Here is a 16,695-nt window from a genome sequence, read left to right on the forward strand (position 1 = left end):
GTTGGAGACAGCCTCGATCCCCGTATAGGTTCCGCCGCCCATGGAATAGGCGCGCAGGAACAGGGAGGCCACGAAGACCCACCCCATCTGGCCCGCCAGGGAGGAGGTTTCATGCAGCGTCTGATGGACGATGGCGGGGATCTCGTTGCCACGGATGGCCACCCCGTACACGATGATCAGCACATGGGTGATGACGAAGCCCATGAAGATGGGGGTCAGGACCTTGATGCTCTCCTTCATGCCGCGCAGGTTCAGGAACATCAGAAACACGGTGAGGAACAGTTCGACGGTCAGTTTGTGACTTTGCCAGGCCGTGGGCAGGGAACTGAAAACGGCATCCACCCCGCTGGCCACAGAAATGGCGATGGTCAGGACATAATCCACGATCAGGGCCGCACCGCTGATCAGACCGGCATGAGGCCCGATCAGTTGGGTGGCGACCTTATATCCCCCTCCGCCCGTGGGAAACAGTTCGATGACCTGATTATAGGCCGTGGAGATGAGGAAAACCGTGAAAGCCGTGGCAATGGCCAGGTAGAGGCTGAGGTGGACATGGGTGCCGAGGGCCTTGAAGGCTTCTTCCGGGCCATAGGCAGAGGAGGAGAGTCCATCGGCGCCCAGTCCCACCCACGCGAAAAAGGCCATTAGGGCGATGTGCTGACGGGTTTCCGGCGCAAAGGGGTCGCGCGCCGGACCAAAGAGCAACTCTTTGATCTGTTTTATAAAGCTGCTCTTTTGTGCCATGGGATCAGACCTTCGTTGGATTCGGTTTGGCGGGGTCTAGGGCGTATTTTCGTTGCGCTTCGACCACCTGGGACGAGGGGATCACGCCGTCGTCCGCCAGCGCATGGAGTGCGGCTTCCACCACATAATAACGGTCCACTTCGAAAAAATGGCGCAATCGGGCGCGCGTGTCGGAACGGCCAAAACCATCCGTGCCCAGGGTCACGAAACGATGGGGTACGAAGGCGCGGATTTGTTCCGTGAAGGCTTTGATGTAATCGGTGGCCGCAATCACCGGTCCACGGGTGTCCTTCAGACACTGGGTGACGTAGGGGACCTGGGCTGGTTCCGCGGGGTGTTGACGGTTATGGCGCAGGACGTTCTGGCCTTCCCGGGCCAATTCATTGAAACTGGGGCAACTCCACACATTGCTCGAGATTCCCCAGTCCGTGGCCAGAAGTTGGGCCGCTGCCTCCACTTCGCGCAGGATGGTGCCCGATCCCAGCAACTGGACGCAGGGACCCTCCGGTGCCGCCTGTCCCTGCAGCAGGTACATGCCCTTGAGAATGCCTTCCCGCGCCCCGTCAGGGAGCGCCGGGTGGGCATAGTTTTCATTCATGGTGGTGAGGTAGTAAAAGACGTTTTCCTGGGCGTGGAACATGCGACGCAGGCCGTCCTGAATGATGACCGCCAGTTCATAGGCATAGGTGGGGTCGTAGGAGACGCAGTTGGGAATGAAAGAGGCATGAACCTGACTGTGTCCATCCTGATGCTGCAACCCTTCACCATTCAGGGTGGTCCGTCCCGCCGTCCCGCCGATGAGGAAGCCGCGACACTGCATGTCGCCGGCCGCCCAGGCCAGGTCGCCAACGCGCTGGAAGCCGAACATGGAATAGAAAATATAGAACGGGAGGGTGGTGACCCCGTGGGTGGAATAGGACGTGGCCGCGGCGATCCAGGAGGAAAAGGCGCCGGCTTCATTGATTCCTTCCTGGAGGATCTGACCGTTCACGCTTTCGCGGTAGTACATCAGTTGATCATGATCCTGGGGTTCGTACAATTGCCCCACGGATGAATAGATGCCCAGGCTACGGAACATGCCCTCCATCCCGAAGGTACGGGATTCATCGGGAACGATGGGGACGACACGCTGGCTCAGGGCCTTGTCGCGGATGAGCAGATTGAGGAGACGCACGAAGGCCATGGTGGTGGACAGGTGGCGTTCGCCACTGGCTTCCAGCAGGGGAGAAAAATACTCCAGTGGCGGGATGTCCAGTGGCACGCTGGCACTGTGCCGCACCGGCAGGTAGCCGCCCAGGGCCTGGCGCCGTTCCTGCAGATAACGGATCTCCGGACTGTCGTCGGCCGGGCGATAGAAGGGGGCAGCGGCGATCACGGCATCGTCGATGGGGATCTTGAAACGGTTGCGGAACTGTTTGAGGGCGCTTTCGCCCATCTTCTTTTGCTGGTGGGTGATGTTTTGTCCTTCGCCCGCTTCGCCCATGCCGTAGCCCTTGATGGTCTTGGCCAGGATCACCGTGGGTTGACCGCTGTGGCGCACCGCCGCCCGGTAGGCGTTGTAGACCTTGAAGGCGTCGTGGCCCCCGCGCGACAGGTGCCAGATCTCGTCATCGGACATGTTGGCCACCAGGCGCAGCAATTCGGGATACTTGCCGAAAAAATGCTGGCGCACGTAGGCGCCATCGCGCGCCTTGAAACTTTGATATTCGCCATCCACGGCTTCCATCATGCGCTGCAGGAGCAAGCCGCTCGTGTCCTTGGCGATGAGGGCATCCCAGGGGCTTCCCCAGATCACCTTGATGACATTCCAGCCTGCCCCGCGAAAATCGGCTTCCAGTTCCTGAATGATCTTGCCATTGCCCCGCACGGGGCCATCGAGGCGTTGCAGGTTGCAATTCACCACGAAGATCAGGTTGTCGAGATTCTCCCGGGCGGCCAGGGAAATGGCGCCCAGAGATTCGGGTTCGTCCATCTCTCCATCGCCCATGAAGGCCCACACCTTGCGTCCTTCGGTCTGAGCCAACCCGCGGTTTTGCAGGTATTTCATGAAACGGGCCTGATAAATGGACATGAGGGGACCGAGTCCCATGGAAACGGTGGGCATTTGCCAGAAATGGGGCATGAGCCAGGGATGGGGATAACTGGACAACCCTTTGCCGTCCACTTCACGACGGAAGTTGGCCAACTGTTCTTCGCTCAGGCGCCCTTCCAGAAAAGCGCGGGCGTAGATGCCCGGCGCCGAGTGACCCTGGGTGTAGAGCACGTCCCCCCCGTGCTCCGGGGTGGGGGCGCGAAAAAAGTGGTCGAAGCCCACGTCGTACAGGGTAGCCGCCGACTGAAAACTGGCGATGTGCCCGCCCAGTTCTTCCCCGCCCTTGTTGGCCCGTACCACCATGGCCAGGGCGTTCCAGCGAATCAGGGAACGGATGCGGTACTCCATTTCCGGGTCTCCGGGCATGGGTTCCTCGAGGGCGGGCGGAATGGTGTTGAGGTAGGCTGTATTGGCGCTGTAGGGCAGGAAGGCACCCGAACGACGGGCCTTGTCCACCAGTCGCTCGAGCAGGAAATGGGCCCGCTCCGGCCCCTCCACACAGAGTACGCCCTCCAGGGCATCCAGCCATTCCTGAGTTTCCTGGGGGTCTGAATCGTGATCCTTGGGGGGAGATGACATCATGCTCGAGCCTCGTTTGTTACTCAAAAGTCGCTAGATTCTATAGCGAAACTGGTTTGAGCGAAACCCGTAGCCGGGACTGCCTGCTGAAAAGTACCCCTGCGACACAGCGCCTGTTCCATGGCTTCTTGATAGAATGGCAGGCTATCGGGTTCAGGGGACATCATGCTCTTCAGTCGGCTCTTACGCAAGGAATTTGCGCGCACGGCATTGATGGCCATGGTGATTTTGCTGGCCATTCTGCTGACCGTCAGCCTGGTCAAGTTGCTGGGACTGGCGGCCGGGGGCACCCTGTCGGGCAGTGCGGTGATGGCCATGCTGGCTTTCGGTTCCCTGACCTACCTGCCGGTGCTGTTGTCTGCCTCCATTTTTACAGCCCTGCTGCTGGCGATGACCCGTTTTTACCGCGATTCCGAGATGATCATCTGGCAGAGCGCCGGGGTCAGCCTGAACCGCTTTCTTGGTCCGGTGCTGCGTTTCGCGGTGCCCATGGCCCTGGTGGTGGCGCTCCTCAGCCTGGTCATCGCGCCCTGGGCGATCGGCCAGAAGGCCCAGTACCAGAAACAACTGGATGTGCAGGACGATACCTCCCAGATCACGCCGGGTGTGTTCCGGGAGTCGCATCAATCGGATCAGGTATTCTTCGTGGATGCGCTGTCCCAGAGCAAGGAGAAGGTTTCCAACGTCTTCGTTCAGTCCGTCCAGGGCCATCAGGTGGGCGTGATCGCGGCGGACAGCGGTTACATTGCAACGGAGCCGAATGGAGACCGCTTCGTGGTGTTGCAGCGCGGGCGTCGATATGAAGGTGAACCAGGCACGCTCAATTACCGGTTGGTGGATTTTGAGCAGGCGCGCCTGCGTATCGACCAGCATGGGGTGACGGCAGCTGCCCTTTCGGTCAAATCCATGTCGGTTCAGGACCTGCTCCGCAAGCCCACTCTGGAAGGTTGGGGAGAATTGCACTGGCGCCTGGGATTGCCCTTGAGTCTGCTGGTTCTGGCCGTGTTTTCCGTGCCTTTGTCCTACCTCAATGTGCGGGGCGGGCGTTCCACCAACATGATCTTTGCCCTGCTGGCCTACATGGTGTATTACAACTGCATGAGCATTGCCCAGGCCTGGGTGGCACAGGGTAAATTGCCCTTCTGGATCGGCCTGTGGCCCGTGCATCTGCTCTTCTTGATCGTGGCCTGGATCTGGCTGCAGCAGCGCCAGCGCGTCTGGTCCTGGCGCTGGTGGATGGGCCAACGTCGTTCCCGGGAAAAACGGGAACGAAAGGAAGCCCCGTGAGATTCCTTGGGGCGGGCGGAAACGCCGGCCTGCTTTTTGACTTCGATCCGGGATGGCGGGATAATCACCTGTTTTATCTCAGGTCATGACCCTTCAGGGAGAAACTCCGTGGAATTTACACTCAAAGTAGCGCATCCGGCTTCAACCAAGACCGCCTGCGTCGTCATTCCGGTGACGGGAGGACGCTGTTTGACCCCTGCTGCCCAGGCCCTGGATCAGGCCAGCGAAGGTCGGTTGACGCAAATTCTCAAACGGGGAGATCTGGCCGCAGAGGCGGGAAAAACGCTCCTGTTGTCCGGACTCGAGGGCGTGACGGCGAGCCGGGTGCTGCTGGTGGAAATGGGCGAGGATCCCCTCAAGGACAGCACGTTCCGCACCCTGGTATGTTCCATGGAGCAGGCTCTGGCGAACACCGCCGTCAAGGAGGTGTTGTGTACCCTGACCGAGTTGGAAGTGCCGGGGCGAGACGGCGCCTGGGTGCTGGAACAGACCGTCCTGACCCTGAGGGAACAGCGTTACCGGATCCAGAAACAGACTCAGACTCCAAAACCGCCTTCTCCCTGGAAAAAAACCGCCCTTCTGGTGCCTCCCTCCCTGTCCCTCAAAAAAGCCCAGGGTTTCGTGGAACAGGCCCAGGCGGTGGCCAACGGAACCGATCTGACGCGGGACCTGGGTAACTTGCCGCCCAATCTGTGTACGCCGGTCCATCTGGCGGAAACGGCGCAGGCCGTGGGCAAGGACTGGGGGCTCAAGGTGCGCGTGCTGGATCGTGCCGATATGGAAAAACTGGGCATGGGCGCCTTGCTGGCCGTGGCGGCGGGCAGCCATCGTCCTCCCCAGTTCATCATCATGGAATACGCCGGAGGCAAGGCCCGGGCCAAGCCGGTGGTGCTGGTGGGCAAGGGCATCACCTTCGATACCGGCGGGATATCCCTGAAACCTGCGCCAGAGATGGATGAAATGAAGTTTGACATGTGTGGCGCAGCCAGTGTCCTGGGGACGATGCGTGCCCTGGCCGAGATGAAATTGCCCCTGAATGTCGTGGCGCTCATTCCCACCTGCGAGAACATGCCGGGAGGCGGGGCCACTCGTCCGGGCGATGTGGTCAAGAGTTTGTCCGGCCAGACCATCGAGATTCTCAATACCGATGCGGAAGGGCGCCTGATCCTGTGCGATGCTTTGACCTACGCTGAACGTTTCGAACCTGCCGTGGTGGTGGATGTGGCGACCCTGACCGGCGCCTGTGTCATTGCTCTGGGGCATGAGGCTGCAGGGCTGATGGCCAATGACGAACTTCTGCGCAATGAATTGCAGGCGGCGGGGGATTACAGTGGCGACCGCGCCTGGCCCCTGCCTTTGTGGGAAGAATATCAGGAAGGGCTGAAGAGCAACTTTGCGGATATGGCCAATGTGGCGGGTCGTCCCGCCGGAACCATCACGGCGGCGAGTTTTCTGGCGTATTACACCAAACGTTACCGCTGGGCTCATCTGGACATTGCTGGCGTCGCATGGCGCAGTGGCAAGGAAAAGGGGGCCACGGGCCGTCCTGTCCGGTTGTTTTGCCGTTTCCTGCAGCAGCGCTGCCAGGGGTCAGAGTGACACGCATCGACTTTTACACCCATGTGGCGGACAAGGTGCCGGTGGCCGTGCAGTTGACCTGCAAGGCATGGGCACAAGGATTGCCGGTGTGGTTGCGGGTACCGGACGAAGCCATGGCCCAGCAACTGGACCAGCGGTTGTGGACCCATCCGCAGGCCGAATTTGTGCCCCATTGCCGGTCCGATCACGCATTGGCGGCCGAAACCCCCATCGTCATCGATGCCCTGGAAATGGAGCCGCGTTCGCACCGGGTGCTGATCAACCTGCGTTCGGATCCGCCGGTGTACTTTGCCCGTTTCGAACGTCTGGCGGAAATCGTCAGTCAGGTCGATCAGGACGCGGCGCAGGCACGGGAGCGTTTTCGTTTCTATCGTCAGCGGGGTTTTGAAGTGCAGGCCCATAATCTGGCGAACCATCGTTTTTGAACCCCAGGCTTCCACCCTTAGATTACGGGATTGTTTTTCATGAGTCTTGCCAAAATTTTTGACCCCCAGGCCATCGAGGCGCGCTGGTACCCCGTATGGGAAGCGCGCGGTGATTTCAGGCCTTCCCTGGACCCCCAGGTGCCCGCGTACTGCATCCTGCTGCCGCCCCCCAATGTGACGGGAACACTGCATATGGGGCACGCCTTTCAGCATACCCTGATGGATGCCCTGATTCGTTACCATCGAATGAAGGGCGAAAACGTGCTGTGGCAGGCAGGGACGGATCATGCCGGGATTGCCACCCAGATGCTGGTGGAGCGTCAACTGGAAGCCAGAGGCGAAGGGCGCGATACCCTGGGGCGGGAGGCATTCCTGGAACGGGTCTGGCAGTGGAAGGAACAGTCCGGTTCCACCATTACCCGGCAGATGCGGCGTTTGGGCAGTTCCTGTGACTGGACCCGCGAGCGGTTCACCCTGGATGAGGGCCTCAGTCAGGCGGTCACTCAGGTGTTCGTCCGCCTCTATCGGGAAGGACTGATCTATCGCGGTCAGCGTCTGGTCAACTGGGACCCCCACCTGCAGACGGCGGTGTCCGACCTGGAGGTGGAGGCCCACGAAGAATCGGGGCATCTTTGGCATATCCGCTATCCCCGTGTGGACGGCCAGGGCCATCTGGTGGTGGCCACCACCCGTCCCGAGACCTTGCTGGGCGATGTGGCGGTGGCGGTGCACCCTGCCGACGAGCGTTACCGCGATCTCATCGGACAGACGCTTCATCTGCCCCTGACGGACCGCACCATTCCGGTGATCGCCGATGAAACGGTGGATCCTGCCTTCGGCACGGGCTGTGTCAAGATCACCCCGGCCCATGATTTCAACGATTACCAGATGGGCAAGCGGCATGGATTGACGCCTCTCAACATTTTTACCCCGGATGCCCGCCTGAACGATCAGGTGCCTCCTGAATATCGCGGGCTGGAGCGTTTTCGTGCCCGTCAGCGCCTCATCGACGATTTGGCGGCCCGGAACCTGCTGGACGAAGTGAAACCGCATACCCTGATGATTCCACGCGGTGACCGCAGTGGTGCGGTGATCGAACCCATGCTTTCGGATCAATGGTTTCTCGATACCGAGCGCATGGGCCAGGAAGCCTTGCGCGTGGTACACGAGGGGCAGGTCCGGTTTGTGCCGGGTAACTGGATTCATACCTACGAACATTGGCTGGGCAATTTGCAACATTGGTGCATTTCCCGGCAACTGTGGTGGGGGCACCGGATTCCTGCCTGGTACGATGATGCGGGACAGGTCTATGTGGCCGAGAACCAGCAGGAGGCGGAACGTCAGGCGGGGAAACCCCTGCGCCAGGACGACGACGTGCTCGATACCTGGTTCTCCTCGGCACTCTGGCCCTTTTCTACCCTGGGCTGGCCGGCGGATACCCCGGAATTGCGTCAGTTCCTGCCCAGCAGCGTATTGGTGACGGGCTTCGATATCATTTTCTTCTGGGTGGCCCGCATGGTCATGATGACCACCCATTTCACCGGTCAGGTACCTTTCCGGGAAGTTTTTGTCACTGGTTTGGTGCGCGATGCCCAGGGCCACAAGATGAGCAAGTCCCGGGGCAACGTGCTGGATCCCCTGGATCTGATCGATGGGATCGATCTGGAATCCCTGGTCGCCAAGCGCACCGCCCACCTCATGGATCCCCGTCAGGCAGAAAAGATCGAAAAGGCCACGCGGGCCGAATTCCCCCAGGGTATCCCGGCCTTTGGTACGGATGCCCTGCGTTTTACCTTTGCCAGCCTCGCCACGCACGGAAGAGATATCAAGTTCGATCTGCAACGTTGTGATGGCTATCGCAATTTTTGCAACAAGTTGTGGAATGCCACGCGCTTCGTTCTGATGCAGGAGGTACCGGAGGGGCCGGCTCGGGCACCGACGGTGGCAGACCGCTGGATCGGACAACGCCTCGATGCGACCATTCGGGCGGTCCACGAGCATTTTGCCCAGTACCGGTTCGATTTGGTGGCGCGTGTCCTGTATGAATTCATCTGGGAAGACTTCTGTGACTGGTATGTGGAATTGGCCAAACCCCAGTTGGCCCAACCCGATACGGCGGTCACCACCCATGCCACATTGCGCTCGGTCCTGGAAACGGCCCTGCGCCTGACCCACCCTCTGATGCCTTTCATCACCGAGGAACTGTGGCAGCAGGTGGCTCCTGCGGATGCCGTGGGTTCGAGCATTGCCCTGCAACCCTTTCCGCAACCCGAACTGGCTCCCGACCCGGCCGCCAGCGAGGCAATGGAACGTCTCAAGGCGTGGGTCAACGGTTGCCGTACCCTGCGTGGAGAAATGAACATCAGCCCGGCAGAGCGACTGCCCCTCAAGGTGGCGGGGGAAACGCAGGCGCTCCTCGGCATGGAACATTACCTGATGCATCTGGCGCGCCTTACGGCGGTGGAAGCCAGTGCCGTTCCCCTGCTCTCGGTGGAGGCCCCGGTGGTGACGGTGGATCGCCTTCAGATGCAGTTGCAGGTTCAGGTGGATATTCCCGCAGAAATCGAACGTCTGACCAAACAACGGGACAAGACCAAAATCGAGGTGGCGCGCTGTTGCGCCAAACTGGATAACCCCGGTTTCGTGGACCGTGCGCCAGCTGCTGTGGTTGATCAGGAACGCGAACGCCTGGTTCGCTTCCGTCAGTCCCTGGCCGAGGTGGAAATCCAGTTGGCGCGCCTGGCTGCCCGTTGAAAAGGGGAGGGCAGGCCACCATCTTCGTGGAAAACTGCTCTGCCTAGGGTATCATGAACACCATGAAACGATGGTTACTTTTTCTTTGTGCCGGCATGCTGTCCGTTCCTTTGACGGCCTACGAGTTGCCCGATCTGGGCGACAGTTCCTCCATGACTCTGTCGAGCAAGGACGAGATGGCGCTGGGGCGGCAGGTGATGCAGGAAATCCGCGCCGATCCCGCCTATTTCAACGATCCGGAGAGCGTGGATTTTGTCAGTTCGGTGGGGCACCGCCTGCTGGCGGTGAGCGATGATCTGGGCGATCAGCATCACTTCGAATTTTTTATCCTGGAAGATCCCACCCTCAATGCCTTTGCCCTGCCCGGCGGGTTCATCGGGGTACATACGGCCCTGATCGAGGCAGCGGACAACGAGTCTGAATTGGCTTCGGTGCTGGCCCACGAAATCTCTCACGTCACCCAGCATCACATTGCCCGGGCCATGGAGGACCAGAACAAGAATCTGCCGCTGTCCCTGGCGGCCATGGCGGCGGCCATCCTGGCGGCGCGCAGCAGCCCCGATGGAGCCATGGGCGGGGTGGTGGGCGCACAGGCTGGAATGGTCCAGGCCCAACTGAATTTTTCCCGGTCGAATGAACGGGAAGCCGATCGACTGGGTATTCGTCGCCTCCTCAAGACCGACTACGATCCTCGTGCCATGGCAACTTTCTTTACCAAACTGGGGCGTTATGGTCGCTTCTATGAAGGCGCCCCCGCTTTTCTCCAGACTCACCCGCTGACCACCGAGCGTCTGGCAGAAATCCAGGACAGACTGCAGAATGTTCCTTACCGTCAAGTTCAGGATGGCCCCGATTTCGCGCTGATCAAGGCCCGTATCCAGGCCCTGGTGGGAACTCCCCATGAAGCGCTGGAAAGCTTTCAGAACCATGACTACGATATCCATCGTCCCGAGGAAGTCCCTTTGATCTATGGCAAGGCGGTTGCGTTGTGGCGCAATCGCGATTATGGGGAGGCTCAGTCCCTGCTCGAGCAGGTACGCGCCGTTTCTCCGCCCAATGCCTTGTTCGACAGTCTGCGCGCCCAGATCACCCTGGATTCGGGACACGTGCATCAGGCCATTCTCCAGTTTCAACATGGACTGCAACGCTTTCCCGATGAGCGTGCGCTCAATTACGGTTATATCACTGCTCTGTTGACCGCCGGACTGCCTGAACAGGCGCTCAAGGTCATCAACGAACGCGTCGCACTCACCAGCAGCGATGAACGGTTGTACGAATTCCAGTCCCAGGCCTATGCTGCGCTGAACCAGCAGATGATGAGTCACGAAGCGCTGGCCCAGGCCTACCTGTTGCTGGACAATCCCAGTGCGGCCATGGATCAGCTCCAGATCGCCCTGGGGGCGGGCGACGGAGACTTTTATCAAAAGTCCCAGGTGGAAGCCACGATGCGCGAGATCAAGGCAGAACTGGCGGCGCGCAAGGGCAAGAAAAAATAACCTGAGATCACCGATGAAAATACTTCTTACAGGTTGCGCCGGATTCATCGGCATGCAGGTTTCCCAGCGTCTGCTGGAGCGGGGAGACGAGGTGATCGGGGTGGACAACCTCAATGACTATTACGATGTCTCGCTCAAGGAAGCGCGCCTGGCCCGTCTCGCGCCCTATGGAAACTTTACTTTTCATCGGCTGGATATTGCCGATGGATCCGCCCTTCAAATGATCTTCGCCCGGGAAAAACCCCAGAGGGTCGTGAATCTGGCTGCCCAGGCGGGGGTGCGCTACTCACTGCAGAATCCCCAGGCGTACATCGACGCCAATATTCAGGGCTTCCTGAATATTCTGGAAGGTTGTCGCCACCATTCCGTCGAACATCTGGTCTATGCCAGCAGTTCCAGCGTCTATGGCGGCAACACCCGGTTGCCTTTTTCCGAGCACCACACCGTCGATCATCCCGTCAGTTTGTACGCTGCCACCAAAAAATCCAATGAACTGATGGCCCATACCTACAGCCATTTGTTCAATCTGTCCACCACGGGCCTCCGTTTCTTCACTGTCTATGGCCCCTGGGGGCGTCCGGACATGGCTTTGTTCAAATTCACCAGGGCCATCCTGGCCGGATCCCCCATCGATGTCTACAACGAGGGAAAGATGGTGCGTGACTTCACCTATATCGATGATATCGTGGAGGGTACCGTGAGAGTCCTGGACAAACCCGCCACCCCCAACGAAGGCTTTCAGGAGGCGCATCCCGACCCTGCCACCAGTTGGGCTCCCTACCGACTCTTCAATCTGGGCAACCAGCATCCCACTCCCCTGATGGATTATATTCAGGCCATCGAAGTGGCCACGGGCAGAAAAGCCATCCTCAACTTTCTTCCCATGCAGCCGGGCGATGTGATGGCGACGGCAGCCAATACCGAAGAACTGGAAAAATACTGCCAATTCACGTCCCATACCCCGGTGACTGAGGGCGTGAAACGATTTGTCGAGTGGTACCGAACGTATACTGCGGCGCAGAATGGATAGGATTTTTTGCGCCGCCTGAATCGGTGGAAGCGGCACGCTTATAACTCATCATCCATGGGCAGCAAAGTTAAAATATTGGCCTTGATTCTTTGCCAGTCACTCCTTGCCGGCTCCGTCGTATACTCGATGGTTTTTCCGTTTTCCCGAGTGCGCCACACCAGGCTCTGTTCCCCACCGTCTGGACGCAACACCAACTGGTAGGCATTGGCCGGCTGCACCATGGCATCAAAACGCGCGGCAATCTGTTGCGCAAGCACGGGCGAATCGATGATCAGACCGATCTCGGTATTGAGATGCATCGACCGTTGATCAAAGTTCATCGAGCCTATGAACAACTTCTGGCGGTCAAATACGAACAGTTTCGCGTGCAGTGAATAATTTCCATGGCGCGATATTGTCTTCGTTTCACCACTGCCGCGTGTGTTGCCCAGCAGCGAACGGATTTCATAGAGTTCCACGCCATCTTCAAGCAGTGGTATCCGATAACGCATGTAACCAGCCTGCGCCAGCAATACCATGGATGAATCCAGTGAGTTGGTCAGGATGCGAACACGTACGTTGCGTTTACGCAAGTCTTCGATCAATTGCATCCCTTCCTTCCCCGGTATCAAAAAGGGCGTCACCATTAGCAATTCAGACTTTACCCCGAGAGCTACATTGGCCACCGCGCGGTGCATCAATTTGCCCACCCTCTCGCCGTCTTCAACTTTTTTCTTGTCAGGGCTGTCATAAACCAACTGTGCATGCGCCCAAATCAGAGGCAAGTGACCGGAGATAATCCCATTAAATGGCTCGCCACTTGCAACCCGCTTCAAATAATCAACCCCGGTCGCTTTCATCTCCCGATTCTGCTGCTTCAATTCCACGCGACGCTCCCTCAAGGCGGCATGGGGCGATTTTTCACCTGAAAGCGCCTCGGCAGGAATTGACAGGTCGGAGTTCCAGAATTCGTCGAAGCTTGAAGAGAGTTTTTTAGTGATGGGGCCGGCCACAAAAACATCGTCATCGGCAAATTGGGAATCAGGATCGATCTGAAAGTATTGATCTCCGATATTCCGCCCTCCTATCAATGCGATGGCATTGTCCACGACAAGCAATTTGTTGTGCATCCTGTAGTCGAGCCGGGAGGCGTTGAACGTGAATTCTGCAGTTCTGAGCAACTCACTATGACCGCGATATGTGAACGGATTGAATATTCGAACCTCGATGGAAGGATGTGCCGCCAGTTTAGCAATCTGCTCATCACCCACTACGGTGTCTCCATCGTCGAGCAGCACGCGTACGCGCACCCCGCGATCGGCTGCACGCAATACGGCACTGGTCAGCAACTGTCCCGTATCGTCGTCGCGAAAAATGTAATATTGAAGGTCAAGCGTGCGTTCTGCAGCGTCGATCATTTGCATTCTGACCAGAAAACCGTTGGCTCCTACCGGTATGATGCGAAATCCTGAGTTGCCACCATGCTCTTGACCGGCATTTTCGAACTGACGGCCAAGCCTTGTCTCCTCAGGATTGACAAGTGCTGAGGATTTTATTTTTGCGAAATTTGAACCTGGAGGAAGCGACGCACATCCGGCCAAGACTGCGAGGATCATCATGACAACAAAGGAAGAACGTCCGATCATTTTTGCGGTCATGGCAGATATGCCCTTTTTAACGGACCCGAGTTGGGGCATCAAGTTTTTTCCCCTTGCCCGATTTCGGCATGCTGCTTACCTTCACAGGTTTGTGCGTGAATGTTCTCATGACGTCGCCAATGACCTGAAACAACCTTTGCCGCTCCGCTTTGCCTCGTAAAGTGCAAGATCGGCATGTTTGAGAAGGTCCTGCGGATTCGTTCCATGATCCGGATAAAATGCGATACCGATGCTCGCGCTCAGCAGGACAGGATAGCCCTGTAGTTCCATCTCCTCCGAAAGTTTCTGCAGTATGGTTTCCGCCAGACTGTAGACCGGGTCCTTTTTTTCCAGTCCGTCGAACATAACGATGAATTCGTCGCCTCCTGGCCTTGCCAGCAGATCCGATTCGCGGATTGAATCCCTGATGCGGCTTGCGGTCTTCACCAGGACCTCATCCCCTGCGAGATGCCCATAGGTGTCATTCACCTCCTTGAACCCGTCCAGGTCTATGCCCATCACTGCGATGATGCAACTCTGGCGCACGGCCTTTTTGCAGGCATCGTCGAGGGCAGCGTAAAGGTGATAACGGTTTGCAACCCCCGTCAGGGAGTCGGTCAGAGCGATCCGCTCGAGTTCCCTTTCAGCAGCCTTCCTGCTGCTGATGTCCAGAATCGCACCGGCCATGTAATTCTCGTCTGAAAAGGGAAAAACGGCTTTGTGAAAGATCACGTCGTGGACCGAGCCATCTGCATATTTGACCCTGGCCTCATACTGTTCCTCGCCACCTGCTCTGAAAAGTCTGTTGTCCGCTTCATGATAGACCTTCGCCAGTTCCGCATCCCAGAGATCGTATACGCCGCGACCCACGATCTCGTCGATCTTTTTCCCCACGTATTTTTCGAAGGGAACGTTGCAATACACGTAGATCCCCTTCGAATTCTTGACGAAGATCGGTACGGGAAGCGCATTGATGATCGACTGAATCAAAACGGATACGTCAGCGCAACTCAAGTTACCGCCTGACTGATCATGCTCCACGGTCATGATTCTCCCAATTTTTGTTGTTTGTGGTTTCGGGGCATCACGAATCGCCACTTTTTCTTTGACCCTATCAGCATAACCCCAAATCGTTCATCAGAGATTTTGGGTGATTTCCGGCGAACTGCCAAGGACATTGACTGTGATCAGTGGATTTGATGGTCTGATTCCAAGGCCGCTGATGGAAGGGGTGTCGGGTGGTTGGCAATGTGATTTGCCGGCAGGAAGTTCGTCAGGTTTCTATAGGTCGCGCATCAAATCTTTCAGGGATTGGGGGATAGCGCCCTGGTCTGTCAGGGAGTTGCGCAGTTCAGGGGGGATGTCAGGGGCGAGAGCAATATACTCGGCTCTCCAGCCACTGCCAGACGCTCGTCGGCCTGGTTGACCAATTCGCCAATGGGACGGAAGGCTACAGCGGAAACCGGTCGTCTCAGGGCGGAAAGCCAGGCTCGCAGAAAATTGTCACGGATGTGTATTGATTATGCGAACACAACCGACACGTGTCCTTCCGTCCGAGAATGTGGCACGGACTTGACAACAATCTCGACATCACGACCCAAGTGGGTAAGGCATTCCAGCATCTTGGCTTCAGAGATGCCGCGAAATTGCCCACGCAGCAAACCGGACAACTTCGGTTGTGTTACACCCAACAACTCTGCAGCCTGAACTTGTGTTAATTTGCGCCGCTTGATGATGTCTCCAATCTTGGCGGCCAGTTGCGCCTTGATATGCATTCCTTCCGCATTTGGCAAACCGAGATCGGCATATACGTTGATGCTCCCATGTTCGATGTTACTCATTTCTTCACTCCTTCCGCGTGATTCTGCGCCAATTTCAATCTATCACGAATCAGGTCGATGTCCTGCTTGGGTGTTTCGATACCCTTATGCGATTTCTTTTGAAAACAATGCAGAACATAGACCGCGTTGCCGAACCTGACTGTATAGACTGCACGGTAGGTCCTGCCGTCGTCATCCTCGACAACTTCCAGTATACCCGCAGAGCCAAAACCCCTGAGTGGCTTGGCCTGTGGGTGCTTCCCGCCATGCTGCGCCAAATGCAAAGCATATCCAAACACATCCACTACTTCTGCCGGCATGGAAAGCAAATCCTTCTTCGAAGACGCGACCCACTCCAACGGCTTCACAGTCAATTTACTCATGGTCGAATTATATCCATATAGGAATAATTGTCAACTTGCGGATTTCTACGATCACCCATTCAAGGGTTGCAAACTCCACGGCTTCCTTGGTTTTCTGGATGCCTTGAATCTGATCACCGACGAGAGCAACCGGGCGAACGCCAGCCTGGAAATGCTGTTCAGAGAAAAAGCCAAGTCCCTTCAAAGTCCATTCAGAAGGAAAACGGGCTAGACCATTTCTGATCTAACCCGTTGATTATATGGCGCGCCCGGCAGGATTCGAACCCACGACCCCTTGGTTCGTAGCCAAGTACTCTATCCAACTGAGCTACGGGCGCATCCGAAGGATTATAGCATTATTTGTTCAGACAGTGACAACAGGGACGCCGAGGGATTCGATTTTTTCTGCCAACGCCGCCAACCAGGTTTCCGGAACTGGGCTCAGACGCGTTCCGCCAGGTTGTAGGGAAAGACGCGCCAAAGTGTACAGCAGGATGCCCTTGATGGGAATCTCCGCATCTTTTATGTGACGAATGAAGTCCAGATATCTCTGTACTTCCTCCATTGAAGGCATCGCACCATCTCTTGCCGTCATGCAGGTCTGAATCCAGGTGGGGCAATGCGGTGCGATGGTTGCCAGTCGATGTTGTATCAGTTGGAGGGACAGATGAATTTGATTGACCTGCCAGATATCTTCAGATGAACCACGGTCGATCTTGAACCAGAGTTCTCCGCCCTGTTTCGTGGAATTCTCCAGGGCATGGAGTACCGCAGGTTCCTGCACATGACTGCCGTTCGTGATGGTGATGATTTTGACCGAACGTAACAGTGGGCGTTGTTCCAGGGCTCGCAGGGCAATATCCATGGCCGCGGAAAACTGATCCGAACTGG

At 57.5% G+C, this 16,695-nt stretch carries 14 protein-coding genes and 1 tRNA gene; 6 read left to right on the plus strand and 9 right to left on the minus strand.

Translation table 11 applies throughout. The annotated features are described in order from the left end of the window. Both M6F29_RS09425 and aceE read right to left on the minus strand, forming a co-directional pair. Positions 1 to 744: amino acid permease (locus M6F29_RS09425; RefSeq protein WP_298158989.1), on the minus strand; the 744-nt coding region annotated here is incomplete at its 3' end. 4 nt (positions 745 to 748) lie between these two features. Further along, positions 749 to 3,415, minus strand: coding sequence for a pyruvate dehydrogenase (acetyl-transferring), homodimeric type (gene aceE, locus M6F29_RS09430; RefSeq protein ID WP_298159016.1), 2,667 nt, complete (start codon positions 3,413 to 3,415; stop codon positions 749 to 751). A 165-nt stretch (positions 3,416 to 3,580) separates the two neighbouring features. Here aceE and lptF point away from each other — a divergent pair, with 165 nt between their 5' ends. The 6 genes from lptF to M6F29_RS09460 all read left to right on the plus strand — a co-directional run bounded on the left by lptF (position 3,581) and on the right by M6F29_RS09460 (position 12,006). Beyond that, positions 3,581 to 4,702 carry an LPS export ABC transporter permease LptF gene (lptF, locus tag M6F29_RS09435; protein ID WP_297453580.1) on the plus strand — a complete coding sequence of 374 codons (1,122 nt, stop codon included), beginning with the start codon at positions 3,581 to 3,583 and terminating at the stop codon, positions 4,700 to 4,702. 108 nt (positions 4,703 to 4,810) lie between these two features. Beyond that, positions 4,811 to 6,301 (plus strand): leucyl aminopeptidase, encoded by a 1,491-nt coding sequence (locus M6F29_RS09440; protein WP_298158991.1) that lies wholly within the window; start codon positions 4,811 to 4,813, stop codon positions 6,299 to 6,301. Next, positions 6,298 to 6,726 (plus strand): DNA polymerase III subunit chi, encoded by a 429-nt coding sequence (locus M6F29_RS09445; RefSeq protein ID WP_297453574.1) that lies wholly within the window; start codon positions 6,298 to 6,300, stop codon positions 6,724 to 6,726. The genes M6F29_RS09440 and M6F29_RS09445 overlap by 4 nt, the downstream gene beginning before the upstream one ends. 39 nt (positions 6,727 to 6,765) lie before the next feature. Continuing rightward, a complete protein-coding gene (locus tag M6F29_RS09450; protein WP_298158994.1) occupies positions 6,766 to 9,480 on the plus strand; it encodes a valine--tRNA ligase in 2,715 nt (904 codons plus the stop codon). Positions 9,481 to 9,542: 62 nt separating this feature from the next. Further along, a complete protein-coding gene (locus M6F29_RS09455) occupies positions 9,543 to 10,976 on the plus strand; it encodes a beta-barrel assembly-enhancing protease (RefSeq protein WP_297453569.1) in 1,434 nt (477 codons plus the stop codon). 13 nt (positions 10,977 to 10,989) lie between these two features. After that, entirely contained in the window at positions 10,990 to 12,006 is a 1,017-nt protein-coding gene (locus M6F29_RS09460) for an NAD-dependent epimerase (protein WP_298158998.1), read from the plus strand. A 38-nt stretch (positions 12,007 to 12,044) separates the two neighbouring features. On the opposite strand, the gene M6F29_RS09465 is transcribed toward M6F29_RS09460, so the two are convergent. The 7 genes from M6F29_RS09465 to M6F29_RS09495 form a co-directional block, all read right to left on the minus strand. After that, positions 12,045 to 13,682, minus strand: coding sequence for a phospholipase D family protein (locus tag M6F29_RS09465; protein ID WP_298159018.1), 1,638 nt, complete (start codon positions 13,680 to 13,682; stop codon positions 12,045 to 12,047). 66 nt (positions 13,683 to 13,748) lie between these two features. Beyond that, positions 13,749 to 14,669 carry a sensor domain-containing protein gene (locus tag M6F29_RS09470; RefSeq protein WP_298159002.1) on the minus strand — a complete coding sequence of 307 codons (921 nt, stop codon included), beginning with the start codon at positions 14,667 to 14,669 and terminating at the stop codon, positions 13,749 to 13,751. 473 nt (positions 14,670 to 15,142) lie between these two features. Then, complete coding sequence (locus M6F29_RS09475) at positions 15,143 to 15,463, minus strand: helix-turn-helix domain-containing protein (RefSeq protein ID WP_298159005.1); 321 nt, start codon at positions 15,461 to 15,463, stop codon at positions 15,143 to 15,145. Next, the gene (locus M6F29_RS09480; RefSeq protein ID WP_298159008.1) at positions 15,460 to 15,825 is read right to left on the minus strand and encodes a type II toxin-antitoxin system RelE/ParE family toxin; all 366 of its coding nucleotides are present in this window, start codon (positions 15,823 to 15,825) and stop codon (positions 15,460 to 15,462) included. The genes M6F29_RS09475 and M6F29_RS09480 overlap by 4 nt, the downstream gene beginning before the upstream one ends. 7 nt (positions 15,826 to 15,832) lie before the next feature. Further along, entirely contained in the window at positions 15,833 to 16,009 is a 177-nt protein-coding gene (locus tag M6F29_RS09485) for a hypothetical protein (RefSeq protein WP_298159010.1), read from the minus strand. A gap of 56 nt (positions 16,010 to 16,065) precedes the next feature. Beyond that, positions 16,066 to 16,142 (minus strand) — tRNA-Arg (locus M6F29_RS09490). Positions 16,143 to 16,168: 26 nt separating this feature from the next. Further along, on the minus strand, positions 16,169 to 16,695 hold a 527-nt coding region (locus M6F29_RS09495; RefSeq protein ID WP_298159013.1), incomplete at its 5' end, for a radical SAM protein.

This window comes from Ferrovum sp. (genome assembly GCF_027317285.1).
Taxonomy (GTDB): Bacteria; Pseudomonadota; Gammaproteobacteria; order Burkholderiales; family Ferrovaceae; genus Ferrovum.